This window comes from Sulfobacillus sp. TH-112 (genome assembly GCF_057473405.1).
Genome location: NZ_JBYCKN010000200.1, coordinates 1 through 26,507, shown reverse-complemented (window position 1 = coordinate 26,507; position 26,507 = coordinate 1). Strand labels below are relative to the sequence as shown.

Annotated in this window: 23 protein-coding genes; 6 read left to right on the top strand and 17 right to left on the bottom strand. The window is 52.8% G+C overall.

Annotated elements, in window-relative coordinates; all coding sequences use genetic code 11:
- On the top strand, positions 1-1,559 hold a 1,559-nt coding region (locus ACOJWD_RS14905), incomplete at its 5' end, for a transglutaminase-like domain-containing protein (protein ID WP_486994041.1).
- A 13-nt stretch (positions 1,560-1,572) separates the two neighbouring features.
- Here ACOJWD_RS14905 and sigH read toward each other — a convergent pair.
- The 3 genes from sigH to cysS form a co-directional block, all read right to left on the bottom strand.
- Positions 1,573-2,256, bottom strand: a complete 684-nt coding sequence (sigH, locus tag ACOJWD_RS14900; protein WP_486994040.1) for an RNA polymerase sporulation sigma factor SigH — start codon at positions 2,254-2,256, stop codon at positions 1,573-1,575.
- 107 nt (positions 2,257-2,363) lie between these two features.
- Complete coding sequence (rlmB, locus tag ACOJWD_RS14895) at positions 2,364-3,314, bottom strand: 23S rRNA (guanosine(2251)-2'-O)-methyltransferase RlmB (protein WP_486994039.1); 951 nt, start codon at positions 3,312-3,314, stop codon at positions 2,364-2,366.
- A gap of 10 nt (positions 3,315-3,324) precedes the next feature.
- Complete coding sequence (gene cysS, locus ACOJWD_RS14890; RefSeq protein WP_486994038.1) at positions 3,325-4,725, bottom strand: cysteine--tRNA ligase; 1,401 nt, start codon at positions 4,723-4,725, stop codon at positions 3,325-3,327.
- 255 nt (positions 4,726-4,980) lie between these two features.
- Here cysS and ACOJWD_RS14885 point away from each other — a divergent pair, with 255 nt between their 5' ends.
- The 5 genes from ACOJWD_RS14885 to ACOJWD_RS14865 all read left to right on the top strand — a co-directional run bounded on the left by ACOJWD_RS14885 (position 4,981) and on the right by ACOJWD_RS14865 (position 11,395).
- The gene (locus ACOJWD_RS14885; protein WP_486994037.1) at positions 4,981-6,876 is read left to right on the top strand and encodes a peptidoglycan D,D-transpeptidase FtsI family protein; all 1,896 of its coding nucleotides are present in this window, start codon (positions 4,981-4,983) and stop codon (positions 6,874-6,876) included.
- A gap of 40 nt (positions 6,877-6,916) precedes the next feature.
- Positions 6,917-8,107: a hypothetical protein gene (locus ACOJWD_RS14880; RefSeq protein ID WP_486994036.1), complete on the top strand. Its 1,191-nt coding sequence runs from the start codon at positions 6,917-6,919 to the stop codon at positions 8,105-8,107.
- A complete protein-coding gene (locus tag ACOJWD_RS14875; RefSeq protein ID WP_486994035.1) occupies positions 8,097-8,378 on the top strand; it encodes a hypothetical protein in 282 nt (93 codons plus the stop codon). The genes ACOJWD_RS14880 and ACOJWD_RS14875 overlap by 11 nt, the downstream gene beginning before the upstream one ends.
- Positions 8,379-8,719: 341 nt before the next feature.
- Entirely contained in the window at positions 8,720-10,465 is a 1,746-nt protein-coding gene (locus tag ACOJWD_RS14870) for a peptide ABC transporter substrate-binding protein (protein ID WP_486994034.1), read from the top strand.
- Positions 10,466-10,744: 279 nt separating this feature from the next.
- Positions 10,745-11,395: an N-acetylmuramoyl-L-alanine amidase family protein gene (locus ACOJWD_RS14865; protein ID WP_486994033.1), complete on the top strand. Its 651-nt coding sequence runs from the start codon at positions 10,745-10,747 to the stop codon at positions 11,393-11,395.
- Positions 11,396-11,423: 28 nt separating this feature from the next.
- Here ACOJWD_RS14865 and ispF read toward each other — a convergent pair whose 3' ends face one another.
- The 14 genes from ispF to ACOJWD_RS14795 all read right to left on the bottom strand — a co-directional run.
- Positions 11,424-11,897, bottom strand: a complete 474-nt coding sequence (ispF, locus tag ACOJWD_RS14860) for a 2-C-methyl-D-erythritol 2,4-cyclodiphosphate synthase (RefSeq protein ID WP_486994032.1) — start codon at positions 11,895-11,897, stop codon at positions 11,424-11,426.
- Positions 11,894-12,571 (bottom strand): 2-C-methyl-D-erythritol 4-phosphate cytidylyltransferase, encoded by a 678-nt coding sequence (ispD, locus tag ACOJWD_RS14855; RefSeq protein ID WP_486994031.1) that lies wholly within the window; start codon positions 12,569-12,571, stop codon positions 11,894-11,896. Before ispD ends, ispF begins: the two co-directional genes overlap by 4 nt.
- Before the next feature lie 114 nt (positions 12,572-12,685).
- Positions 12,686-13,783, bottom strand: a complete 1,098-nt coding sequence (locus ACOJWD_RS14850) for a PIN/TRAM domain-containing protein (RefSeq protein ID WP_486994030.1) — start codon at positions 13,781-13,783, stop codon at positions 12,686-12,688.
- Positions 13,784-14,180: 397 nt separating this feature from the next.
- Complete coding sequence (disA, locus tag ACOJWD_RS14845) at positions 14,181-15,185, bottom strand: DNA integrity scanning diadenylate cyclase DisA (RefSeq protein ID WP_486994029.1); 1,005 nt, start codon at positions 15,183-15,185, stop codon at positions 14,181-14,183.
- 4 nt (positions 15,186-15,189) lie between these two features.
- Positions 15,190-15,879: a S16 family serine protease gene (locus tag ACOJWD_RS14840; RefSeq protein ID WP_486994028.1), complete on the bottom strand. Its 690-nt coding sequence runs from the start codon at positions 15,877-15,879 to the stop codon at positions 15,190-15,192.
- Positions 15,880-15,893: 14 nt separating this feature from the next.
- On the bottom strand, positions 15,894-16,535 hold the full coding sequence (locus tag ACOJWD_RS14835) for a hypothetical protein (protein ID WP_486994027.1): 642 nt from the start codon (positions 16,533-16,535) through the stop codon (positions 15,894-15,896).
- 102 nt (positions 16,536-16,637) lie between these two features.
- Positions 16,638-17,303, bottom strand: a complete 666-nt coding sequence (locus tag ACOJWD_RS14830) for an AAA family ATPase (RefSeq protein WP_486994026.1) — start codon at positions 17,301-17,303, stop codon at positions 16,638-16,640.
- The gene (locus ACOJWD_RS14825; RefSeq protein WP_486994025.1) at positions 17,300-19,780 is read right to left on the bottom strand and encodes an ATP-dependent Clp protease ATP-binding subunit; all 2,481 of its coding nucleotides are present in this window, start codon (positions 19,778-19,780) and stop codon (positions 17,300-17,302) included. Before ACOJWD_RS14825 ends, ACOJWD_RS14830 begins: the two co-directional genes overlap by 4 nt.
- A 1-nt stretch (position 19,781) precedes the next feature.
- Entirely contained in the window at positions 19,782-20,849 is a 1,068-nt protein-coding gene (locus tag ACOJWD_RS14820; RefSeq protein ID WP_486994024.1) for a protein arginine kinase, read from the bottom strand.
- Positions 20,827-21,366 carry a UvrB/UvrC motif-containing protein gene (locus ACOJWD_RS14815; RefSeq protein ID WP_486994023.1) on the bottom strand — a complete coding sequence of 180 codons (540 nt, stop codon included), beginning with the start codon at positions 21,364-21,366 and terminating at the stop codon, positions 20,827-20,829. The genes ACOJWD_RS14820 and ACOJWD_RS14815 overlap by 23 nt, the downstream gene beginning before the upstream one ends.
- A gap of 14 nt (positions 21,367-21,380) precedes the next feature.
- A complete protein-coding gene (locus ACOJWD_RS14810) occupies positions 21,381-21,830 on the bottom strand; it encodes a CtsR family transcriptional regulator (protein WP_486994022.1) in 450 nt (149 codons plus the stop codon).
- A 191-nt stretch (positions 21,831-22,021) separates the two neighbouring features.
- On the bottom strand, positions 22,022-24,160 hold the full coding sequence (locus ACOJWD_RS14805; protein ID WP_486994021.1) for a CocE/NonD family hydrolase: 2,139 nt from the start codon (positions 24,158-24,160) through the stop codon (positions 22,022-22,024).
- Positions 24,160-25,335 (bottom strand): dipeptidase, encoded by a 1,176-nt coding sequence (locus ACOJWD_RS14800; RefSeq protein WP_486994020.1) that lies wholly within the window; start codon positions 25,333-25,335, stop codon positions 24,160-24,162. Before ACOJWD_RS14800 ends, ACOJWD_RS14805 begins: the two co-directional genes overlap by 1 nt.
- On the bottom strand, positions 25,325-26,507 hold a 1,183-nt coding region (locus ACOJWD_RS14795; protein ID WP_486994019.1), incomplete at its 5' end, for an ornithine cyclodeaminase family protein. The genes ACOJWD_RS14800 and ACOJWD_RS14795, both read right to left, overlap by 11 nt.

The following is a 26,507-nucleotide window of genomic DNA, read 5'->3' as shown; positions in this document are numbered from 1 at the left end:
GAGGGGCGCCATATCGGTATGCCGTAGCTTTGTGTCTCATGCTCTTGCCCCTCATTGTCGGTTGGCAAATACCGGTCGAGGCCCCTCATGACCCGCTCAATCTTTTTCGCGGCAATTGGCTTGCAGGAATTAGCCCCATAGGATCTGCTCAAACGGGCTACGGACCTGGGGTGACAGAAATTGGCCATCCTCTGGTCGCTAACCAAACCCCGGTGTTTGTCGTTCACGCGTCGAGTCCCCATTACTGGCAGGCCGCCGTCTATAACCAATTTAACGGCACCACCTGGTCTAATGTGGGCCCCTCGTCCATCTATAGCGCCAGCCCGACGGATTCAGGCATCCCGCTCATTACCCCTAACGTGAGTTCTTATGTGCCGCAAAAAGTTTTGCGTGCAACGATTTCCGACCTTTCATCGGCTCCCTTTGATACGCTCTTTTATTCCGGTCTTCCCACCCGATTCTCCGTGTCCGTCACCGTTCATCCTCGGTCGCAGCGATTTCTCAGCCCTGATGTGACTAAATATCAGGTGACCGCTCTGGAACCGCAATTTTATGAAACGACCCTTGAAGCCCAACCATTTGTAGTATCTCCACAAGACCTCAACGCAGATTTGGAGTTGCCAGGCAATCTTTCGCCTCGAGTCAGTCAACTCGCTCGCAAAATTACCGCCACGGCCACGGGGCCTTGGATGGCCGCAGAAGACATTAAGAGTTACCTAGACGCCCACTACCGGTATTCATACAACGTCACTCCGACATTGCATGGGAATGTCGTCAACCATTTCCTATTTGTTAATCGAAAAGGATACTGCGATCAGTTCTCGACCGCCTTCATTATGATGATGCGTACCTTACATATCCCTGCCCGTTGGGTGGTAGGCTACAGCGCGGGGACCTACGACAGTGCGCGACACGGATATCTCATTCGCGCTGTGGATGCCCACTCATGGGCCGAAATTTGGCTTAATCACGTAGGCTGGGTCCCCTTTGATCCTACCCCCGGATTTGCAATCCCAACTATCTACCACCAACAGCAAACTTCATCCTCGATATCATCGCAGACCGGGAACTCCTTGCCTACGCCGCGGGTCCCCAACACGCTACCTAAAATCCCGACCCGCTCACCGCTCTTAGCACGATTACATGGTTCGGGAGGATCCACGAGCACAAAGAACGCCTCCTCACCGACCAATCACCACTCCTCGCGCTCCTTTCCTTGGTTGGATGTAACGATAGCCCTTCTGGTGTTAGGCGCAGTCCTCCTCCTAGGGTCAACACGACTTCGCACAGCGCGCACATCACGATCTGAACACCTCTGGCGACACATTGCGAACGTCAGTCGTCGACGTCTCGGCACCCGATGGAGTGCAAAAAGCCCCCGGCAATGGGGGCAGGAGTGGCTACGCTATTTCCCTGAGGACCAGACAATCATCATTCCGATGGTGAAGCTTTTGGAAAACTCGTTTTATCGCAACGAGCCTCTCACCGAAGACGAACAACAACAATTAAATACCTTGTGGGAAACTCTTAAGAAAACCAAACATCGCGGCGCATCCTAGACGAGGAGAATCGCTATAATCGCTCCTCAGACGACGCGCCTGGAGGTAAGCCAAGGCGTGCGTCCAAATAGCGCTCTAGCTTCCGCTTCACTCGCTGCAAGGCATTATCTATCGACTTCACGTGACGTTTGAGCTCAACGGCAATCTCTTGATAGGACCGTCCATCGAGGTAGGACATCAGTACCTTCCACTCTAAGTCACTTAAAATCTCGCCCATCTTTTCCTCAATGTCACCAAATTCTTCACGGTGTATCACCATTTCTTCAGGATCAGAGATACGCGTGGTCGAAATGACATCCATTAAGGTGCGATCGGAATCCTCTTCATATATCGGCTTATTTAATGAGATATATGAATTAAGCGGAATATGCTTTTGGCGTGTTGCCGTCTTAATGGCGGTAATAATCTGGCGTGTAATACATAGCTCAGCAAATGCGCGAAAAGAGGCGAGTTTATCATTGCGAAAATCCCGGATAGCTTTATAAAGACCAATCATACCTTCTTGAATAATATCTTCTCGATCTGCGCCGATTAAAAAATAGGACCGGGCTTTCGCACGCACGAAGTTGCGATACTTGTGGATTAGAAACTCTAAGGCTTCTCCGTTGCCCTCGCGCGCTTCATTGACGATATCTTCATCCAACATCGCCTCATAGCTCTTCGTCACGTTATGCAAAGGGCCAACGCTCACCCACATCGCCTCCATTGCCTTTCGACGTCGTGGCAAAAATCCGTCTTTTAGTAACTACGAATAACCGATCGCCATATTAGAAACATAATCTATAGGCCATTATAGTCGGGCCTCTAAATCGGCGTCAATACGGAGTTTTTGAGGCCACGTTGGCGGAGCACCTCAAACCCGACCACGGCAGCCGCGTTTGACGCATTGACCGATGACACTTGTCCCATCATAGGTAGGCGAACTAACACATCTGAGCGCTGCTGAATTAATGGCCGGATTCCCCGTCCTTCAGCACCAATCACGATCGCGACAGGCCCAGTCCAGTCCACTTCGGTATAGAGGCGTTTCGCTGATGGATCGGCAGAATACACAAACACACCCGCCTCTTTAATTTTTTCGACAGCTTGTCCAAGGTTCGTCACCCGCACGATGGGGACATACTCGATAGCGCCTGCCGATGATTTGGCGACGACGGCGGTCAGCCCCGCCGCACCACGCTCCGGTATCACTACTGCTGTCGCGCCAATTGCATCTGCCGTCCGCAAAATCGCCCCCAAATTATGTGGATCTTGGATTCCATCGAGGATTAGCAATAGGGGATTTGAGGCTCCCGCAATGAGTTCTGGCAACTCTTCTAACGGCAAGGTAGGCTTTAATGCCACCTGGGCGCCCACCCCCTGGTGCGGAATATCGCCCGCCACCCGGTCCAGAAAAGATTTCGGCACCTCCGAAACCGGCACATGCTGCGCTCGTGCAAGCGCCACGATCTCCCGCAAGCTCCCTTCTTTGATGGACTCTTGCACCCATACGCGGGTAATCGCCCGATTGGCCCGAAAAGCTTCGAGCACCGGATGTCTTCCTAAAAGGATCGGGATGTCTTCCAAATCCTGAAATGGTCGCTGGTCCGCGCTACGGGAGGGCGCTGAACGGTATCTCTCTTCTCGAGTGGCTGACGCGGGACGCACGCGATTTTCCGATGTCCGAGTACGCCCCTGTGCTCGACGGTCATCCGATTTTCCTCCACTACGACGATTCCGGGTATTGCCACCGAATCCCTTATGCTCTCGTGCCATGTTGAGCCTCCTATTGTCGGCGAACGCGTGTTCCTTCCGCTGTGTCCAATACTTCGTATCCTGATGACAGTAATACATCCCGAAGACTATCTGAGAGAGCGAAATTTTTCTTTTCTCTCGCCATATCCCTGAGGGCCACAATGCCATCCAGTAGACCCGGCGTGTCCTGGTGCGTCTCTTCGGGATCGATCCGGTCGGCAAACATCTGCAAGGCTTCATCGGCAATCACCAAATTGCGACGCGCTAGGCCATACACCACTTCACCCAGTCCCTCCTCAATACCACGATTAGCGGCACGTACCATATCGAACACCACCGCATAGGCCTTCGCCGTATTGAAGTCTTCGTCCAGGGCCTCTAAAAATTCATCCTCAAATTGTACCAAGTTCGCTGCCCAATCACGATCCGGCAGCATGCGAGGCGGAGGTGCCGCCTTGACTTCATCCCATAATCTCTCAATGCGGCGCATTCCAGCCACCCATTCCTTTAAATGTTGCTCGTCAAAATCTAGTGGCGATCGATAATGAACACTGAGCAAATAACTGCGGATGTGGCTCGGGCTATAGTGCGACAACAGATCGTGAAGCGTCACCCCATTCTGGAGCGACTTCGACATCTTCACAGAGCCGTTCATAATGAGGCCGTTGTGCATCCAAATGGATGCAGCGTCCTCTCCCAGATAAGCTCGTGATTGCGCCCGTTCGTTCTCGTGATGCGGGAAGATGAGGTCGAGACCTCCGCCATGAAGATCGAAGTGATCGCCCAAAAATTGTTGCGAGAGATAGGAACACTCAATATGCCAGCCTGGCCTGCCTTGACCCCATGGGCTATCCCACGCTGGCTCACCGGTTTTGGCCGCTTTCCAAAGCGCAAAATCTCCGGCCTGTTCCTTATGAAGGCCCACGCCATCCCCTAACTCTTCTTGCATATCCTCCACCCGACGATGGGATAGGGCGCCATACGTCGCGTCCTTAGCCACCCGAAAGTACACGCCATCTGGGGTGATATAGGCATATTGTCGATCAATCAAGCGCTCAATATACTTGACGATGCCCTCAATGTTCTCCGTGACTCGCGGCATATAATCTGCTGGCTCAACCTGCAGCTGGCGCAACACTGAAAGATACTCTTCCATGAATTCCGCCGTCAACTGTTGATAGGGGCGCAGTTCTGTGGCTGCCCGCCGAATAATTTTATCGTCAATATCGGTAAAATTTTGCACGAAGGTCACAATAAATCCACGGCGCCGAAAGTGTTTTCGTATCACATCCCATACTACCGAGGGTCGAGCATGACCGACATGACTGTGGTCATAGGGGGTAATTCCACAGGTATAGATACTCACATGCCCCGGAACCCGCGGCTCAAATGGCCGCAGGCGACGCGTGAGACTGTCGTATACCGTAATCACCGAATATCCTCCTCTTAGCGATCAGATCGCCACCGCAACCAGTGGCGACCTCCCGGACCATGGATAATTTTCCCCAGCATAGCGAAACGCTTGCAGCACGTCAAATTTCTTGCGTCCGCACCCACCTGATCGGCAATTAATGAAACTTGTTCAGATAGTTTTTGTATCATTTCCCATGTTTGGAGCGTTTTATATATGTTAGGACTGCCAGGCTTTTGTTACACTGGGCACAAGGATTTTAAGGAGAGGTCGCTCATGTCCCCCAAGCGCATAGGCCGACGGGCCATTTTTCTATTTTCATTTGTTGCCGCCGCGTTTTTAACCATTGGTTGGCGCTTTTACGAACTTCAAGTAGTTCATGGGGCCCACTATCAATCGTTAGCCGAACAGGACCAACTGCGTAAAATTCCGATTCCGGCTGCACGCGGCAATATTGTCACCGCTGATGGTGTAACGGTAGCAGAGTCAAAGCCTGCCTGGACCTTGTACTACCTAAACCAAGGGGAAGCTCTGCCTCCATCGGAAGTCAACCTCTTATCGAAATATCTCGGCATTCCTGCCACCACTCTCACAAAAGAAATTGCGCAGCAATTGGTGGAATTGCCAAGCTATCAGCCTATTGAAATTGACGCGAGCATGACACCTAAGCAAATGACCATTATTGAAGAAAATCTTCCTCAACTCCCCTATCTCAGGATTCAACCCACGGCGATTCGCTACGATCCCTATGGATCGGTCATGGGCAACGTCATTGGGTACCTGGACGAAGAAACCTCGACGACAGATATTGGGGCTTCAGGACTAGAATATGAATATAATAAGTATCTCACGGGTCATTCAGGTGGAGAATATGCCGAAGTGAATCGCGAAGGGCAATTAGTCAAACTTTTTGGCAAAGAAGTCGCCCAACCCGGGGACACCCTACATCTCACCATTAACTGGAAACTTGAAGACACCGCCTACAAAGCGCTTAGCTATGACATGTGGGCGATGCGGCACGCCTCCCATTCATTAACCGCGTACTCGCCCACCGCAGACCAGGGGGGTGTGATTGCCATCGACCCCGACAATGGCGATGTGCTAGCGATTGCAAGTTTGCCCAGTTACAATCCCAACAAACTGCTCCCCAATACTTCCACGCGTAGTGCGTATTACACCAAAGAAAATGAAAACCCTCTACATCCCTTAAGCCTCTTTGTGCCCATCGGCGAGCTTTTTTCTCCCGGTTCGATCTTCAAACCCATCATTGCCACCGGAGCCCTAGCCTCTGGGACAGTTACGCCGACGACCGAGATCTATGACCCGGGGTATTTTCCAAAAGACCCCTCCTTTCACAGTTGGGAATATCCTGACGCGTTTGGTTGGTTAAATATTGAGCAAGCCATTGGTTTATCAGATGATACCTTTTTCTATACGCTTGGCTACGATATGGGAATCAAATTGATGGACAAGTGGTTTGATAAATTCCTACTCAACAAACTGACCGGCATTGACTTGCCTGGCGAAGTGAAGAGCATTCCCCCCACTCCTGCCCGACTAGCCGCTGATGGTGACGGTGCGTGGACCTTTGGTTGGAATCTTAATACCGCTATTGGACAGGGGATTGATCAGTTTACCATGATCGCTCTAGCACGCGCGGATTCCGCGATAGCCAACGGCGGAACCTTGTATGAACCGCATCTGGTATCGGAAATTACCAATCCGTCAGGAAAAGTAGTAAAAAAGTTTAACCCAGTGGTGCAGGGCAAGATTAATGTGCCAGCATCTGTGTGGTCAACCATCTACACTGGCATGGAGATGTCAGCGCAGGATAGTGATATTGCCCATACCGGAACGAGTGGCACGGGATACGGCGCTTTGGCAGGATTCCCCATCTCTCTCGCATCTAAAACCGGGACCGCTCAGGTTACAGGAAAAACGAATAATGCCTTTTTCTTAACCTATGGTCCGATGCCAAATCCTAAAATTCTCATTATTGTTTACGTCAAGGCAGGCAATTGGGGGGCCGATTCAGGATTCGTTGCCCGTGCCATTTATGACCAATATTTCAAAGTGAAGGACCCGAGCGCAAAAGCATTATTTGATTCTACGTTCGGCGAGCCGTTTTCGTGGCCTTTCGGATATACCGCTCCCAAAACCACGACGCCTTAGGGAGCCCACGGCAGCCAATTTAATGAAAGGGACACGCGCTATGGCTAGAGGTTGGCGACCATTACTTCTCGGCCCAGTCTTGGGCCTTATTGCACTCACAGGATGTGGGATTACGGTGGCTCATTCGACGCACACGGCAAGCGTGCGTCGTGCTTCCCACCCTCTCAGTCAAATGGCCCATTTAGTGTGGTATCCGGTGAACGTAGGGTCAACAACCCTAGTCCAAGATGGCAGCCAAATTAGCTCGGTCCTCGCGGGACCTTACGGTCGCATCTACTATGGCACCGAGGACCCCTTTGGTAACGCGACGACGATTGGATGGATTAATCCCACTACCACCGCTCACAATACCCTCACCGTTCCCCACCTCTCGAACCCCTTCCCTAAAGACGCCAATGTCGGCAATCTAGATCAAGAGAGCGATGCCAGTTGGGGTAGTATCGACCTTGTCGTCAGTGGAAGTAAAAACATGTGGTTCCGCGAGTGGGGATATGTCGCCGGATGGTCGGCATCAACCAATCAATTGGTATCCGGCGACTACGCTGTTCCTGGACCCACGGCTCACACAGGAGACTGGACCGCCTCGATTAATTCCACCTTTAGTGGGACAAGCCAACTTCAAGTGATGAATACCCAAACGCATGCTGAGCACAACCACTCCGTGCCGGGGGGCGTTATACCGCAGTCCATCTTGCTCAAGGTGAGTCGCACCCATCAGCCCAAAGTCTGGATCCTATCCGGAAATACCATCTGGTATTTATCTCCTTTAGGGAATGGCACATGGAGCCCTATCGTATCGGTAGCGTCTGGTGACTTTTTTGTCGCGATGGGCGAATGGGGAAATACCATCTGGACGCTTGATGCGAATGGCCATATTGCGACCATAACTGCGGCAGGCCTTACGCCTGTTACTACCATAAATCTCTCGCCCTTGGACGCCGTGACGGCGCCTGGTGGAGGACTGTGGATTAGTAGCGTCAACCACATTTCGTTGTGGGAGCCTAAACATGCCCTCATCACATGGGTTGAACCTAAAAACGATTATCCAGCCCCAGCGAGCACCTGGGCAACATCGGGCAGTAGTGAACCTCCCGATTGGCCCCCCATCGGACATATCGCAGCGGGGGCCCACGACACCGTCGACATCGGTGAAGGTACCTGGATCGGGGTAGCGTCTTTAAACAGTCTTCCCACATCTCTCGATAGGAGGTCTCATAGCGATGACAAGTGACACGCTTTTAGAAAGCTACTATGAGTTTGCCATGGACGGCGACACACTCATGCACTTTATCAGCGAGGTACTGAACGGACAGTATGGCCCTGCCGAACGCCAGCCGATTTTGGACTTTCTCGACCAACTGGCATGGATTATCTTGGGTAACATTGAGACGCGATTCGATGAAAGCCGCAGCCTCGAAGCCGATCCCGATGCGATTCGCGACCAAACGGAAAGCGAGTTAAACGCCGTCAGAACCCGGGTATTGCAATATTTTTCACCTTGATCCTTCCAGTCCTACACGGCGAAGATTCTAGGGGCCTCACCATGGCTGCACGAGTGCATGGCGTTACGTGATCGATTGGGGCTCCGGGACGAATCACCCCATGCCTTTGAGCGGTCCATCCGAACAGGTAATGTCTTAATAGCACTCTATCGTCTTGTCTCTCTCCCCTGCACATCGCGAATAACCTCGAACACGTGCCGAGAGATTACCACCTGTCATCAGCCACTATGAACGCCGAAAAAATTTCCCCCATTTAGGGCAATGAAGTATCAAAGTCCAGAGGAGTTTTCATATATTTTGTCGAATTCTTCAGTCATTATGATTTGAGAGGGGGAAGTCGCATGTTGAAAAAATCGTCTACAGTCGTCCTTTTGGCCGCCGGTACCTTACTATTAGCCGGCTGTGGCAGCACATCCGGATCTTCTTCAGCATCCACATCCACCACTCATGGGGGCACAGTGGTGGATGCCATGGCGCCTGATAACTACCCGAATTGGTTTTTCCCTGTGATTAACGCGGCCGACTATACAGAAATCAATGCCCAAGTGCAATTCTTGATGTATCGTCCGCTCATCTATTTGAATAAACAAAGTCAGGTCGATTATTCCCGCTCTCTCGCTGGCCACATTGCGGTCAATGCCTCTGGCACCACCTATACCATTACCCTCAATCCGAAGTATAAATGGTCAAATGGACAGCCGGTCACGGCGCAAGATGTAGTGTTTACGTGGCAACTCATTAAGGAGGCCTCCACGCTAAAAAATTCCCCGTGGACCTACGGAGCCGCTGGCAGTGGTGGCGTCCCATCTGACTGGAAGAGTGTCGTGGCTCAAGGAAGCAATACGGTGATTGTCACGCTAACCAAGCCCTCTAATCCGGACTGGTTCATTCATAATGGCTTAAGTCAAATCACACCGGTACCCAAGTCTGTCTGGGACAAATATCCCAAAAATCCCATTGCCGAACTGAAGTTTATCCAGTCGGTCTCTAATAGCCCGACAAATAAGGTGTACAGCGTCGTCGATGGCCCCTTCAAATTTGATAATTGGCAGCCCAATGACTATTGGGCCCTGGTACCTAACTCGCACTATGGCGGGCACCAAGCGTCGATTGCCAAACTCATCTTCCAATATGAAACCTCTACCGCTAGTGAGTTCGTCTCTCTTCGGGATGGAAGCGTCAGCGTAGGATATTTGCCACCTTCCATGTGGGCATCGCGCAATAAGCTGCCCAATGACGTCATGACCTCGTCATATCTTTTCGGGATGAATTACATGGTTCCGAATTTGAACCCCGCGGCCCCTGGCGGCATGGGCAAGGTCTTCTCCAACCTCTACGTACGCCAGGCACTGGAAATGGGGATCGACCAATCCGGAATTGTAAAGACTCTCTATCACAACTCAGGAGTGCCGACCGACGGCCCTATCCCCTCCGAACCCAAAACAGCCTATTACGATCCCGCCCTGTCAAAATTCCCCTATCCGTTTAATCCCGCGGCAGGCAAGAAGCTTCTTGAGGATCACGGCTGGAGCGAAGTGAACGGTGTCATGTCCAAAGGCGGCCACAAGCTCGCCTTTACGTTGTTATACGCCGCGGGTAGCGACACCGAAACCAACATGGTTCAACTGATTAAGAGCGACTGGGCTGAAGAAGGCATCGACGTCACGCTGCAGTCCATGCCGATTGACAGTCTCTTAGCAGAAACCTCCCAATCGGACCCGACCAAGTGGCAAATGGGATACTGGAATGCTGGTTGGACCTACCAATTGGACTACTATCCCACGGGCGGAGACTTATTTGCTACCAACGCCGGAGCCAATTATGGCGGCTATAATAGCCCGGCACTCGACACGTTAATTCAAGATACCTACAATTCCGGAACATCATCCGAAATCACTCAACGTATGGATACCTATGAGGTGTACATGGCCGACCAATTACCCGTATTGTGGATGCCATGGTTTCCACAGGGCTATGCACGGGAAATCGGTTTCAACGAACACAATAAGTTGGTTCATGGGACGGTCAAGTACTTCAATCCGGTCACCGATTACCTCTACGCCAACTACTGGACGGTAAGCAAGTAATCCTCATTGACGCACGGCCATGGCGGTTTTGATCCGTCTCCCGTGCGTCAGTGAAATTGTCGCTCAAATCCACTTCTCCGTGTCGTGTGCCGTATCTTTGAATCACCCACCGTCCAATGCTACGCGTTTCTGGCAACATACCGACATGAGCCATTGATACGGTAGCTTTGAATATCCGTGCTTTCCGTCTCCCTGATTCCTTTCTAGGCGTTTAGATGGGTAGCCGTACGCGTGCTAAACGTGTCCAAGCGCTCATAAGGTAGCGGTGGGGGGAAAGCGATGAAAAGGCTACTAACCGTCCTGGGATTTCTCACACTGATGGGAGCTTTTTTCATTATTGAATACGCTCCTCTGACCACCTCATCGGTCAGCGCCGGAGCACCGCTCATTGTGATTGACCCTGGGCACGGAGGATGGGATCCCGGTGCAGTGAATGGTCAGCTCTATGAAAAAGCCCTCACCCTCGACGTCTCATTGAAACTCGGCTCTCTACTACAACAACGCGGGTACCGCATCTACTATACTCGCTATAATGATACCGCCTTGTCTTCCACAGTAATGCAGGATCTCATCCGCCGTGCCAATCTCGCTCGCGGGGTGGGAGCTACCCTCTTTATCTCAATCCATGTCAATGCTGAGCCCTCACATACGGCGTCGGGACCTATCGTATATTACCCACCTGCAAGTGCTCCCTCATTGTCACTGGCCTCCCAAGTGGAACGCCAACTGGCTCTTATGACAGGCGTGCCGCATGCCCCACGCCCAATCCGCCAGTGGGTGCTGTTAGTCTCAAAGGTACCCGCGATCAACGTGGAAATAGGATTTATCACCCATGCCAGCGATGCTGTCCATCTGCAATCTGACGCCTACCAACAGCAACTAGCCATCGCCATTACCCGAGGTATTAGCCAGTATTTGTATCCCCGATAGCGCCAGCCACGCGCCATCCCCCCGTGAGTCACGATTCCAGGTGTACAAGCGCCATCGTGGCCAGCCCCTCCTCACGCCCGATCCACCCCATCTTGTCTGTCGTGGTAGCCTTCACCGACAATGCTCCCGCGTCAATTTTCAAAATTGGGGAGAGCGCGTCTCGAATCAATGGCGCCAAGGGGCGGATTCTGGGACTTTCTCCAATGACGGTAGTATCGACGTGAACCACCTGAAATCCACGTCCTTCCACCATAGCCATCACACGAACCAATAAGTCTAACGACCGCGCACCTTTCACGCTAGGGTCATCGGGGCGAAACCACGTGCCCAAGTCGCCTAGGGCTAACGCGCCCAGCAACGCATCCATAATGGCATGGGTTAATACATCACCATCGCTGTCCCCCAAAAGTCCCACAGGATGGGCGACCTCCACTCCTCCTAAGATGAGGGGGCGTCCCTCGACAAACGGGTGTGCATCAAAGCCCTGTCCCATGCGCATCATTGACGTTCCTCCTGTTTCTTCAGCACCTGGTTAAACCACGACACATCCGTCAATCGGGTGAGCTTTTGATTGACGGCGTCGCCCGCAACACTCTGGACTGGGGCCCCCATCTGCTCTACCACTTCCGCATCATCGGTGGGAATTCGATCCCGGGGCCAGCTTGCATACCCCTCTTCCAACACTCTTCGGTGAAACCCTTGCGGAGTTTGTGCCAATGCCAGGTGTTGGCGCGGCACGGTACGCACAATGGCGCCCTTAGCATCGACTTCTTTCACGGTATCGAAAACCTCTACGACAGGAACGCACGCCCCGTTGACCTGGGCACCCTCTATCACCCGATGGATGAGCGCCTCACTCACCATAAACCGTGCGGCATCATGCACCAAGATGATATCGTCATCCCTCCCTTGAGGGAGGGCCTTCAGTCCAGCGATGACCGACAGATATCGCTCATCGCCACCAGAGACGACTGCCATACGCTCACATCCCAAGTCATCACAAAGCCGGCGAATATGGGCTTGATCCCTGTCTTGGGCAACAATCACCCCCTCACTCACGGCGGCGGACAAAAACTGCCGCAGGGTGCGCTCGAGGACGGATTGCCCGTCAAACTCCATCCAGATTTTCGCTTCTCCACCCATGCGACGACTCTTCCCCGCCGCTACAATGACCACATAAGTTACCGTAGCACACCCCTCCGCTCTTATTGTATCCAGGTCACTGGCCTAGGGGAAGCAACAAGGGCTCGAACGATGGTGTCGTTCGAGCCCTTCTTTGTCGCCTTTCCGTTACCGTGCTTCGGCTTCCATCCCCATTTGGGACTTCAATCGAGCAAAAATCATACGGCCAGCCGCGGTCTGCAACACGGACGTCACTAACACGGTTACGGTTTGTCCAATGAACTTCCGGCCACCATCCACGACGATCATGGTGCCATCATCCAAATATCCAATACCCTGTCCTGATTCTTTTCCGTCCTTAATGACATGCACAATCATCTCTTCACCCGGAAGCACGACCGGCTTCACGGCATTGGCCAACTCATTGATGTTGAGGACCGGCACTCCCTGCAATTCAGCCACTTTGTTCAGGTTAAAATCATTAGTGACCACTTTGCCATCCATGATCTTCGCAAGCTTCAAGAGTTTAATGTCCACTTCGGAATTCGGGTCCACTTCCCGTTCATATATTTGGACACTATTCTGTTCCTTCTGAATGCGGTTCAAAATGTCCAATCCGCGTCGACCACGATTGCGCTTCAATACGTCAGCCGAGTCGGCAATATGGCGCAACTCTTCCAAGACAAAAGCAGGAATCACCAGAGGCCCTTCCAGAAATCCGGACTGGCAAATATCTGCAATGCGACCATCAATAATCACCGACGTGTCCAATATCTTCGGCTTGACCGATTCAGCACTATTACGATGTTTCATACGGGCGGGAAGCCAGGACTGCGGTCGCATAATGTCATCTTTCCTACGTATGGAGACGCGAAGCCCAATATAGCCAAACAGCACCGTAATGATCACCCGTAAAAATGTTCCATAGGTGCCAAGCCCGCTCAAATCAGCGCCTAACAAAAAGGCGATGACCAAGCCCACAATAAGTCCTATTGAACCGGACAACAAATCCTGGGTTGGTATGCGTTGTAGACGCGACTCTCCCCATACGACGGCGCGCGTCGTCCATGCCACGATAATCGGGCCCAAAAGATAGCCAAGAGCTCCCCCAATTAGGACTCCAAGCACCGACAAAATGCCCTCCCGAGCGGCGCCCAAAGCATGCGCCACTGGCCAATGAGCCAGCAACAGCCGATTCTGCAAAACAATGCCGAGCACGATAAGTGCTCCAACAGCAGCCATAATCTGGCGTAAAATACGGTCCACGGCAACCACCTCCTCTATCGCAATGTTGGGTCAAGTTCTCCCATTCAACCCATTTTTTAGTCTTCCCGGAGGCGCGGATAAAATACTAAAAATTTACAAGTGCAGGGTTTTCTTTTGCGCCTCAAAGGAATCATATCACACCACTTCCCGAGACGATCATGCAGTCTCATGTCTTTCGAAGTAGTTCCTCCCTCTTTATAACGTTCGTCGCGTCGGGTCTATTACTTGACCGCAGAGTCCACCGCTGGCGCCGAGCGAGCTCGTGAGATACCTCTACAGAATGAAGTGAAGACACAGATCAGTAAGGGGCCACCTGCTGTCTCACACTGCAGCAAGCGCCCCCGAACGCGACAATCATGGGCCATAGAGAAACATCACCGACCCGTCTTTCTCCTCATTAGCTCGGTTCGGCAGGATGTAAGGTGCGGTGAATCACCGCGGCGCGTTGTGGCCCCACGCCCTCAACCAAGTCCAAGTCCTCTAACGACGCCGAGGATAAGGCTCGAACATCTTTGTAGCGATCAATGAGTCGTTGAATGACAGTGTCAGGCAACCGCGGGACCTGATGTAATATCCGATACCCCCGGGGGATCAGTAGTTTTTCACTATCAGACTTCCCATAGCCCAGGGCCTGATACCATTCTTCATCGGTTAATACATCGGCGGTCCGCTTAAGATGCGTCGATGTCCCACCTTGCGCCTGATAGTCCCGCCAAATCCACTGCCACTCCCGTTGCACATCGGGAAACTCCTCGAGTTGCAGATCAATGAGATGCCCATCTTTCCCCAACTCTACAATATAACCTTCGAGTTCCTGACGAATTTCCTGCGCGACCAATCCCCGGCGTAACACCTCCACCACGTCCTGAAGCATCACCCCAGCGTATAGCTCAGCCTCAGAGAGTCGCCGCACCGCCCCACGAAATAAGCGGTCATAGCGGCTCAACGAATTCACTGCTCCTTGGGCCTTGGATAAGATATAACTCAAATCGTGTAACACAAAACGCTCTCCTCGATAGTAGAGAGAGACGGTGCTCCGGCGTTCGGATATGGCAATCACGAACGCTTCTCGCGTCTTGGCAACCCTCTCCGCGGTCCGGTGTCGGATGCCGGACTCGGATGTTTCTGCATCCAACCGCGGCACCATTTCCACATTGGCCATCCGAATCTTATTCGCGTTCTGATCTAACAAAATCGCTCCATCCATTTTGGCCAACTCATACAACAAAGACGGATGAAACGGGACATCCAATCGAAACCCACCCTTGGCATCTTGATCAATGTCTGGTTCGCCCCCAATGATAATGAGGGCTCCAGTCCTGGCCCGGATGATACGGTCAATGGCCTCCCGAAGGCGCGTTCCGGGTGCCACCTTAGCTATCTCATGCAACATACTATCCATGTCTTCATTCACCCCGCTGCTGAATCGATAACCGCGTGACCGCACGCTCGACTTTTTCGGCTGACACGACAGTCATTCCCGGTTGAATTTCTGCAATTCTTCCAGGAACCAGTGCTTTTTTAAAGCCTAAATTTTGGGCCTCTTGTAATCGCTCAGACATTCGCCCGACCCGTCGTAATTCACCCGTTAATCCAATTTCGCCAGCTAACACCCAGTCCGGTTCAAGCGCACTCCCGGTAATACTACTGACGGCCGCAGCCATGATACCAAGATCCAAGGCCGGATCATCCAGTGATACGCCACCTGTCAACTTGAAAAACGCGTCCATGTCCGACACGCGAAGCCCCAAATGCCGTTCAATGACTGCTAGCACCAATGCCACCCGGTGAGGATCCATTCCGGAAACCACACGCCGCGGGGCGCCATACGAGCGGACCAATAGCGCCTGAACTTCAACCAAAATTGGACGTGAACCCTCGATAGCGGCTACCACGGCGGACCCCGGGGCATCATGCGGCCGTTCCGCTAATAGCGCCCGCGAAGGGTCTTCGACCGGCACTAGTCCGTCGCCTTCCATCGCAAAAATTCCCAACTCACTGGTTGAGCCAAACCGGTTCTTAATCCCGCGCAACATCCGGAACACGTGCTGGCGATCGCCCTCAAACATGAGGACAACATCGACCAAGTGCTCCACGACTCGCGGACCTGCTAGCGCTTGTGGACACTGTCTTCATCCTGACGTTCAAACCAGGCGAGGTGCTGTTCAGTATCGTAACGAAATCCCCACTCCCGAGGTAAAGGATTCGATACCTTTAGCTGCATACCAGAATGCCTCACCAGGCGGGCCGCTGTCACCCAATCATCCAATGCCAGCGCGTGGAACAGGGCCGGCGTGCGATGGAGTGCGCCAATCAGCGTAACAGCATGGTCAAGGGCATCGACACTAAGCTCCCCGGAGAATTTGTGGGTCGGCCACTCGATAAGAGTGCTGAAGCCATGCTCTCCCATCCGCAAAATCATCTCCACACTCACGCCCCAATATCCGGTCCACGACAAGGCGGGTTGACATTCCGTTCGCACCGCAATGACCTGTCCATGCACCATCTCGGACGAGACATGCTGCTCGTCGATTAACGTCCACCATCGATTCTCTGTCGCAACGAACAACGACGGAACGGCTAGTGGCATAGGGAGCACCATGAGCCCCCGCTCGACCAAGCGACGACCAATCCTCCACCACAACTCCCAGGCCTCCTCGCGATCGCCCGTGAGAAATGCCTTTCGCCGAAACACTTTACTGCCCTCAGACCATAACGTCAGGAGCTGGGCATATTGTCTCTGAGGATCCAAGGTCCCTCCTTGTTTCCTGCACATTGGCCAAAACCAAGGACTCTCGTGCTTAGTTTGTCTGGCGTTTCATGCATATAGCCCAGTGCATCAGCCTAAGTTACCCTAAGCTGCGGGCCGCATTGACCCTTCTTTGTTCACGTGACCAATCAGGAAGATTGGACACCCTTTCTTGGCCACTCGCATCAACTGCGCAGCGACATCGCGCACTTGTGCTACCGATCCTGGTGCCGACTCTAATTCTGGATTATAGACGGTTTGTAAGGAATCCACCACGGCCATGCGCCAGGGCTGGGACTCCAATGCCGCAATAATATTGCGGCTATCACCTTCCGCCAGCAAAAACAGGTTACGGCTATCCACCCCGAGGCGTTCCGCGCGAATCCGTGTCTGAGCTTCGGATTCTTCTGCGGTCACATACAGTACCGGCCCCGCTTGGCTGACATGGGCCGCAATCTGCAATACGAGAGTTGATTTACCGATACCCGGATCCCCGCCCAAAAGAACAAACGCGCCGGGAACAATCCCCCCACCTAAGACACGATCCACTTCAAGAATACCGGTCTTTTCCCGAGCGACCGGATCGGTGGACACTTGAGTCATTGGGATTGGTTGCCGCGCGGTCCGTGTTCGAGTCTCGTCTTTTGTCTCTAATACCTCTTCAACCATGGTATTGTAGCCGCCACAACCCGGGCAGCGTCCGAGCCATCGGACGCTCCCGGTTCCACATACTTGGCAGCTATAGCGCGTGCGCTCGCGAATTGCGATCACGTTCCTTTCTTCGTTGCCGCTTCCTTCTTCTTTTTCGCTGTGGCCGTGCGCGTATTTTGGGCGAATACCAGTTTTCCGTCTTTAGCATCGACCAAAATTTGGGCCCCTTCACCAAATTTACCGGCTAAGATTTGTTCCGCCAATTCATCTTCAACCAGATGCTGAATCGCCCGTCGCAAGGGGCGCGCTCCAAATACCGGATCAAATCCTTCTTGGGCAATCACCGCTTTAGCGGCGTCGGTCACCGTCAAATGATAGCCGTTTTGACCAATACGATCTTCGACTTCGGTCAGCATTATTCCTACTATTTCGGCCAAATGCGTTTCCGACAACTCGTGGAATACAATGATTTCGTCCACGCGGTTAATGAACTCGGGTCGAAATGTATGCTTAACCTCTTCCATCAGACGATCCTTCATGTCACGATAGCCTGTGTCTTCGCTTTCGCGACGAAACCCAATCGTCCCTTGACGCTTAATCACATCCGCGCCCACATTAGAGGTCATAATGATGACCGTATTACGAAAGTCGACCGTACGCCCCTTGGATTCCGTCAGGCGGCCTTCTTCGAGCACCTGTAGCAAGACATTAAATACTTCGGGATGCGCCTTTTCAATTTCGTCCAACAACACCACACTATAGGGGTGTCGACGCACCGCCTCGGTCAGTTGACCACCTTCTTCATACCCAACATATCCTGGGGGCGCCCCCATTAATCGTGACACCGCATGCCTCTCCATATATTCGGACATGTCAATAGTCACCATAGCATCTTCATCGCCAAACAACGAACCGGCCAAGGCTTTCGCGAGCTCGGACTTTCCAACCCCAGTGGGCCCTAGAAAGAGAAACGAACCAATGGGTCGCTTGGGATTTTTGAGTCCAGCGCGCGCTCGTCGAATGGCACGACTAATCGCGCGAACCGCCTCATCTTGACCCACAACCCGCTCATGAAGCTCCTTCTCCAAATTCAACAGTCGTTGGGACTCTTCCCCCGCCAAACGCTCGACCGGAATCCCTGTCCATGACGAAACAATGTGAGCTACGTCTTCGGGAGTAACATTAATGGTTTCAACCCGCTGACGGTTGTGCCACTCTTGGGTTTCTTGATCAAGCTGCTCTCGCACCTTTTGCTCATCGTCTCTCATTTGAGCCGCCTTTTCAAACTCTTGCGCCTGAACTGCGGCTTCCTTTTCCTTTCGAATTTCTTCTAACTTTCCTGCCAAGTCCTTTAAATCGGGAGGGGCTACGTAGCTCTTCAGCCGCACGCGAGAGGCCGCCTCGTCAATTAGGTCGATGGCCTTATCAGGAAGATAGCGGTCAGAGACATACCGATCAGACAATCTTACCGCGGCTTCGATGGAATCGCCCGTAATATTGACCCGATGATGTGCCTCGTAGCGGTCGCGCAGGCCTGTCAAAATCTGCACGGCCTCTTCCGCAGATGGCTCCTCCACCATGATCGGCTGAAATCGTCGTTCCAAGGCCGGATCGCGCTCAACATATTTGCGATACTCATCCAGTGTTGTAGCCCCAATAGCCTGTAATTCTCCACGAGCCAATGCGGGTTTGAGAATGTTGGCCGCATCGATAGCCCCTTCTGCCGCTCCCGCCCCAACAATTGTGTGCATTTCGTCAATAAAGAGAATGACGTTCTTCGCCTCGCGAATTTCATTCATCGCGCGCTTGAGGCGATCCTCAAATTCTCCCCGGTATTTGGAACCCGCTAACATGGCGCCCAAGTCCAACGCCACCACCCGGCGATCCTTTAAGATTTCGGGCACCTTATTTTCCACAATTCGCTCCGCCAAACCTTCCACCACGGCAGTTTTTCCGACACCAGGTTCGCCAATCAGCACCGGATTGTTCTTGGTACGTCGACTCAAAATTTGAATCACCCGTTCAGCTTCTCGGTCACGGCCAATCACGGGATCGAGTTTCCCCTCTCGAGCCATCTGGGTTAAGTCCCGTCCATACAAGTCCAACGTCGGAGTATTCACTGGCTGTGGGGCCTCAGGTGCAGCGGCGCTAGAGCCGGTGCTCGCATTCGCATGCATCAATTGATGACGTACCTTATTGAGATCAGCGCCGGCGGTCAACAATACTTGCGCAGCGACTCCCTCACCTTCTCGGATCAAACCTAGCAATAGGTGCTCCGGGCCTATATAGTTTTGGTTTAGGGCACGAGCCTCTTCCGCCGCGAGTTCCAGTACCACCTTTTTAGCCCGTGGAGTAAAGGTCACCTCCTCATTGGGACCAATCGCCGGGCCCCGTCCCGTCGCCTTCAACACCTCGGCGCGGACGGTATCCAGATCGAGACCAATTGATTGCAAAATTTTGGCAGGCAGGGAGTTGGTCTCGCGAATCAGTCCCAATAAGAGGTGCTCGGTTCCTACAAAGTTATGTCCCATCCGCCGCGCCTCATCTTGGGCATGAATTACGACTCGGCGAGCTTTTTCGGTAAATTGTCCAAACATGCTATCCCTCTTTCCCTGTTTGATGTTTTCCCAAAAGATGGGCCCTCAATGTCTGTGCACGAATTTCATCGCGTTCGTGCGGTGCCAAATCGCGGTCTGCATCAACTTGCAAAAATGACGGCCGCGTGATGACGGTCAGTTGAGGAAAAGTATACGCTAAATGAGACTCCAGCACCCCTAAATCGACACCCAGCTTTACATCAGAGAGTAGCCTAAGCGCCTCATCCGAGGTCATGATGCGCGCATTGGTCAAAACTCCCCATGACCGCCCGATCCTATCCCCCAACGGAAGTCCCGCATTAGCCAAAAGATGTTGTCGGGCATTGCGCTCGCGTCCCACAATTTGTTGTACAACGACCGAGAGGTTGTGGACCAACTCTTCCTCAGTTAATCCTAGTGAGACTTGATTAGAAATTTGAAAGATGTTTCCCAGCGCTTCCGAACCTTCACCATATAGACCTCGCACGACAATTCCCACTTGGGCCAAGGTCGTAAACACCTGTGGAGCCTGGCGAGTCATCACGAGAGCTGGCAAATGCAACATGACAGAAGCCCTGAGACCCGTACCCAAGTTGGTCGGCCATGCCGTCAAATAGCCGCTCTTTTCGTCATAGGCAAAATCAAGATGTGCTTCCAGTTGGTCATCGAGACGGTTAGCCACTTGCCAGGCCTCTTCAATCTGTAGTCCCGGCAAAAGCACTTGGATCCGCAGATGATCCTCCTCGTTCACCATAATGCTCACGCTTTCACGACCATCCAAAGCTACCGCCTCAAAACGAATGGGGTCTTGGACCAGTAGCGGACTCACTAAATGCTTTTCCATCAACAGTTGTCGTTCCAACGGCGAGAGGGTATGCAATGCCTGAAAACGAAGATCCCATCCGTCTTTGAGATGATTGATAGCTTGTTCCACTTGGGTCAACATCTCTCGTCCCACGGCGTCGTTCATCCGATGAGGAAACGGGATACCGCGAAGATTTCGAGCCAATCGAATTCGACTGGAGAGGACAATGTCGTTTTCCGGTCCGCTACCACTCATCCATTCACTAAACCCCGGGTTCACTCGCATGACCTCCTTCCACTAGACGTATTTGGTCCCGAATCGCCGCAGCTTCTTCAAAATCTTCCCGTTTAATGGCATCACTCATTTGCTGTCGCAGTGATTCCAATTCACGGCGCATTTTGAGGTGATGCGAACCGCGGGTCGGAAACTTTCCTCTATGTTCCACTCGGCCGTGCAACCGCAGAATCAAAGGAGCCAATTCTTCGCCAAAAGCCTCATAACACCGATCACAGCCGAGTCGGCCGCTTTCCGCAAATTCCTGGTAGCTCGCTCCGCAATACGGACAGGTCCTCACATCGACTGCCGCCCGATTTGCTGGGACATTGCCTTGGCCAATTAAACCCCCTAGCACATGCTGCACCGTAAATTGTGGCGCTAACATGAAGTGAAACGCTCCTTCTTCGCGGGCACAGTCTTCGCACAGAAATCGTTCCGATTTGTCGCCATTGATCACCTTACTGAAATGAACCTGGGCCGGCCGTTCTTGGCAACGCTGACACAGGCGTACTTCTTGTTCAGCCATTGTTTAGCCCCCTTTCAATTGAATGCTGCTGTCAGCATGGCTTTTAGTAATCGAGCTCGCAGCCGATCACGCTCTGGTAATTCGATGTGTAGCACATCCCGTTTGAGGGCAGCTTGGACAATGCGAGCTTCTCTTTCAGAAATAATTCCCGCTTCCAGGACGCGAATCACCACGCCCAAGGCCCGAGCCTGATCGATGGCATCAATCGCTTCAAGAAGGCCCGCCAGCTCCTTTTGTTCGGTCTCCAATTTCACTACCCGAATATTTCCTCCGCCACCGCGGCGCCCCTCCACCACATACCCACGGTCAGGAGAAAAGCGTGTCATTAATACATAGCTAATTTGTGACGGCACGCAGTCAAATCGCTCGGCAATCTCTGTGCGCTGGATCACAATTGATCCATCAGAGGAGCGTTGCACCAAACTCAAAATATATGCCTCGATCTCATCTGCTAGTCTTGCCATGATTGAGCGTCACTCTCCACAAATTTGTCTTTGACTTACTTTGTCTTTCCTGATTATAGCATATCTCTCCCTTCTGTAAAGGGGAAGAATGTCGATAGCAATACGGATGTATACCCCCTGGCTCCGAAAGCATTTCCCGTATGTGACGGATTCATGGTCACGCGAGCGTAAATGCTTGAGAACGACCGTGACTATGGCTCTTCCAATATAGGCAAAAGGATATGTGACGGGTATTCCGGACTGTGATAAATCGTTTGCCTGGCACAAACCGACTCCACGTCATCATACGGATTCTTCCCGGTATTAGTATTCGGAAAGGACACATTCTTGCTTGACGAGGTCACACTCACCCGGATCGCATGACCAGGCTCAAACGTATAGCCCAGATTCGGGAGAAAGATCTCATATTTTTCCACACGGCCGGGGATAAGCAATTCACGCGCATCCCATCCATGGCGATATTGTGCGCGAACAATATAATTGGAGAGCCGCAACGAATTCCCGTGTGCATCAACATCAGATAAGGTGACCGCCCAATCGGTGTCCACGGCGCTTGACGCCGCCCACAAAATGCATGACAGTTCCCCGGCCAGCATAAGACGGTTTTGAAGCGGAGCGCTGGTGTAGACCAGCATGTCATGCCGGAGTTCATGTCGCCGGAGATTTTCGGGCTCCCGTTCTCCCCCGTCATCCATAGGATCGTCGGGATTATAGAGAAAGGTGTCGCTCGGGGCAGTGGAGGCCATGGATGCGTTTAATGTGCCATCGCCCAAACGGGAATTCGCATGTCCCAGACTGGCCAGATAAAACGGAACCAGTCGCGATGTTGTCGGTGGCCAATCGGAGGACGTGTGCCAGCGATTTTCTCCCACCACATAGTAGGTCGCACGCGGTTCGTCATCAATATGATTGTCGACATTCTTCAGATACCGATCAAACCACCGTAAAATTTCGATGTCATAGTGATAGACCACGGCATCATGACTAAACGCCATTCCCCCAAAATCCCGCGCTCGATTGGGGTTATGCTCCCATGGCCCGAGCCAAATTTTTCTCCCAGGAACGTTATGTTGACTCAACATCCGCCATGTTTCTGAAACCCCTGCTGAATCACCATCATACCAACCGGAAATAACCAACATCGGCGCACTCACGCGATCTCCTCGGCGCGAAAACGTGCACTCCCGCCAAAAATCATCATAGTCGGGATGCTCGGCCCACATATCCCATGGCCCGGACCGACGGCCAATGGCTTGAAGAGGGATATCTTTAATCGGGCGCATGTCTACCACAGCCGCCGGGTTTACAGTCTCCCCCGAAAAAATCCCAAAATCGGTCCGCGTGCCGACTGATTGCGCCAATGTCCACGAGAGAAGAGGCCAGGAGCACACCGTGCCGCCACGACGCACGGTGTCGACAAAGGGCGAGCCTACATTCACCTCATCAACCACCGCCTTGAGGTGCGGATTGCCACTGGTGGCAGCGGCCACCACCACATAACCCAAATAGGACGCACCCCACATGCCCACATCGCCGTTAGACCACGACTGCCCCGCAATCCAGTCGATGGTATCACTACCGTCATCTCGCTCGTAATAAAAGGGCACCAAATCCCCCTCGGAATCGGCACGCCCGCGCACATCCTGATTGACGACTGCGTAACCGCGATTTGCCCAACGCATCAGTGCGGTTTGATTGCGATGCCGGTCATAGCAAGTGCGAATTAAGATGGTCGGGAGAGCGCGCATGGGCTGGCCGGATTCGGGAAGATAGACGTCCGTAGCCAGGCACACGCCATCACGCATCGGCACCATAAAGGTCCCCAGAACGTTCACACCATAATCGGGCTGCGAGAGCATGGGATGGTCGTAGAGCACCAGCGGCGTCAGCGATTCATAGCCGGGTTGGACCAGAACTTCCATCCCATAACGAGCAGGACGAATCCAGGCCACAATCTCCCCTTGAACGGTGATCACATCGAGCGCCGTGGCATCCCGATGCGACCAGAGTTGCCCGAGACAGGGCTCTCCCGCTACCGTGCCTTGCACCCCACCGTGAGCCAGGTAGTGCGCGCCATTGGCCACGGTGACTTGATCGCCCTCCCACGAAGCCTCGTCATAATCCTGCCAGTCGCGCTGCAACTGTTGCAACGGCATGGACCATGAGTATGTCGTAAGCCAGTCTTCCTTAAGGGTAGTCCGTTGACGCAAGTCTACCGCAGCCATAAGAATCCCCGCTGTGTCAAAGGTCATTCGTCCGGTAAAGATCCCGGCACAATAAAGGAACCACGGTCCTCGCTTGAGAGGAGGTCTCCCCGATTGCTCTTCCACTAACCACACACCTTTTCGAAAACATTTAGCCAGTTGCCGCCCAAAATCTTCTCAATCTGATGATCGTCATAGCCTCTCGAGACCAGGCCGCGGGTGACATTCAGGAATTGTCCATAGGTCTCTAGACCCTTGACAACCTCCGTCGATGGCCCGGTGCCTGGGGCGAATCCAAGTTTCGGCGCCACATGTTCCTTAAAATACACGAGAGACCACAGCACATCGCTCATCGGCCAATCGGTCCCGATGCCTACATGGTCAATACCCACTAGGTTCACGACATAATCAATGTGGTCTAGCACATGATCTAGGGTGGTGGCGCTAGGATCGCCATGGATGAACCATGGCATGGCATAAATACCGATGACCCCGCCCGTACCCGCAATGGCCCGCAACTCTTGGTCACTCTTGGCGCGCATGTGTGAGTAGATGGCCTCGGCTGAGGTATGGGACGCGATGACGGGCGCATCGGAAATCTTACAGGCATCCAGAGTGGTCTTTTGTCCGGAGTGGGCCGTGTCTACCACAATCCCTAAAGCATTCATACGATAAATGGCCTCTCGACCAAAGTTGGAGACCCCTCCGTTGGCAGCTTCTGCCACTCCCGAACCCATGAAGTTTTGGGAATTATAGGTCAGTTGCAATACCCGGAGACCAAAGTCATATAGTGCATCAAGCAAATCTAAATTTTTCCCTATTCCCACCGTTTCCTGAGCCGAGATAATCCCCGCCTTCAACCCTTCCCTCTTCGCCCTTCGAATATCCTCGGCATTCAGTGCCCGAATCAGCCAGGGAACGCGATCAAACTGACGCTCAATCTCCCCCATGCTCAGAATCAGTCTCTCCAAATCCACCGGGTCAAGTTGACGATTGCCGGCAGTGATCCCCGATTGATACCACTCGGTACGAAAAGCCTCAACTTTTCCCTCCGCCGACAGGCGGGAGAGGATGCGGCTTGACATCGCACTATATTGCTCGGGATTGTCGCGGTATGGTTCACAGAGGTCCTGCACTTGTGTTTCCACCGTGGCAGGAATGACGCGGGGAGATAGCGGGCCTTGGAATAACATGTCAATAATGATACTGCGTTGGTGAACTTCGCGGGCTCGCGCTTCTTCACCCTCGCTTAAGCCAAAGTCATAGGGCTCCGGTACGTACACCGCGGGGTCATGGCTCACGGTCGACACCCTCCTTCATATTGTGATACACCGCGTAAGCTGCTGCAACATCTTCAACGGCTAGGCCGAGCGACTTAAAGATGGTCACATCGTCCGGCGACGCACGAGAAAAATCCCGATCCTGCAAGAGGGCACCGAGCTCGCACTGGACTTTCTCGCGAGTAATCCTCCCTTCAGATAAGGGAATGAGAAGGTCGCCCGCCTCTGACCATGCCGATTCGAGGCTATCGACATAGATCCGTGATCGTTGCACCAAGTCACTGGCCAATTCTCGCGCGTCTTTTTGTGAGGCGCCGACGGCGTTAATATGAGCCCCATTTTTAACATGGGAGGACCATAAGAGCGGAGTGCGCGACGCCGTCACGGTACAAACCACGTCCGCTTCCCTTACCGCCTGTTCCACAGAGGGAGCATAGTGCATCGGAATAGCAACTCGTTCTTTCATCTCCGCGATGAGCTGATGAACACGTTCTTCGCGTGGCCCCCAGATAAAAATATGATCAAATTTTCGGACCTGCGATAAGGCTTCAATATGGGTACGCGCTTGGATCCCTGCCCCCAGAATTGCCAACTGGCTCACCGTACGATTGGCTAAGAGGTTTGTTGCTACTGCACTGACTGCCGCAGTACGAATCGCCGTGATGGCTTCCGCGTCGACTATCGCGAGAGCTTCCCCTGTGGACGACGAAAAAAGCACCACGACTCCTTGATGAGACGGGAGGCCGCAATCCGTATTATGCGGAAAGACCGTAATTAGTTTAGCGCCGATAATGTCTTGGTATTTAAGATAGGCTGGCATAAGGCCAAACCAGGTATCGCCTGTCAACCGTAGGGCTGAGCGTACTGGCATGAGCACTTCGGTATTGGACAATGCCTTTAATCCTTGCGATACAGCCTCAATCGCCACATCCCACGGCAGCCATCGTTCTACTTCTTCGGAAGAAATGATGCGCATAAACTCTCTCTCGAGCTCCTTGGACAACAAAAATGAACAACCAAAGTAAGAGTGGTACTTCGCGATTGCCAAGCGCGTCACCTGCCACAGGCGATGTAAAAACAGCAAAAACAGAAACAAAAAAGCCCGCTCCACGGAGCGGGATAAAAAAATGGGTCGGCACGGCCTGATGATCCCAGTCCCCTGCGGGACCAGTAGTCTCAGCGTACGCGAGGGG

Coding starts and splice junctions, on each gene's coding strand:
- sigH (WP_486994040.1), bottom strand. CDS start 2,256: ATGTGGGTGAGCGTTGGCCCTTTGCATAACGTGACGAAGAGCTATGAG.
- rlmB (WP_486994039.1), bottom strand. CDS start 3,314: ATGGCACGAGAGCATAAGGGATTCGGTGGCAATACCCGGAATCGTCGT.
- ACOJWD_RS14885 (WP_486994037.1), top strand. CDS start 4,981: ATGTCCCCCAAGCGCATAGGCCGACGGGCCATTTTTCTATTTTCATTT.
- ACOJWD_RS14880 (WP_486994036.1), top strand. CDS start 6,917: ATGGCTAGAGGTTGGCGACCATTACTTCTCGGCCCAGTCTTGGGCCTT.
- ACOJWD_RS14875 (WP_486994035.1), top strand. CDS start 8,097: ATGACAAGTGACACGCTTTTAGAAAGCTACTATGAGTTTGCCATGGAC.
- ACOJWD_RS14870 (WP_486994034.1), top strand. CDS start 8,720: ATGTTGAAAAAATCGTCTACAGTCGTCCTTTTGGCCGCCGGTACCTTA.
- ACOJWD_RS14865 (WP_486994033.1), top strand. CDS start 10,745: ATGAAAAGGCTACTAACCGTCCTGGGATTTCTCACACTGATGGGAGCT.
- ispF (WP_486994032.1), bottom strand. CDS start 11,897: ATGATGCGCATGGGACAGGGCTTTGATGCACACCCGTTTGTCGAGGGA.
- disA (WP_486994029.1), bottom strand. CDS start 15,185: ATGGATAGTATGTTGCATGAGATAGCTAAGGTGGCACCCGGAACGCGC.
- ACOJWD_RS14825 (WP_486994025.1), bottom strand. CDS start 19,780: ATGTTTGGACAATTTACCGAAAAAGCTCGCCGAGTCGTAATTCATGCC.
- ACOJWD_RS14820 (WP_486994024.1), bottom strand. CDS start 20,849: ATGCGAGTGAACCCGGGGTTTAGTGAATGGATGAGTGGTAGCGGACCG.
- ACOJWD_RS14815 (WP_486994023.1), bottom strand. CDS start 21,366: ATGGCTGAACAAGAAGTACGCCTGTGTCAGCGTTGCCAAGAACGGCCG.
- ACOJWD_RS14810 (WP_486994022.1), bottom strand. CDS start 21,830: ATGGCAAGACTAGCAGATGAGATCGAGGCATATATTTTGAGTTTGGTG.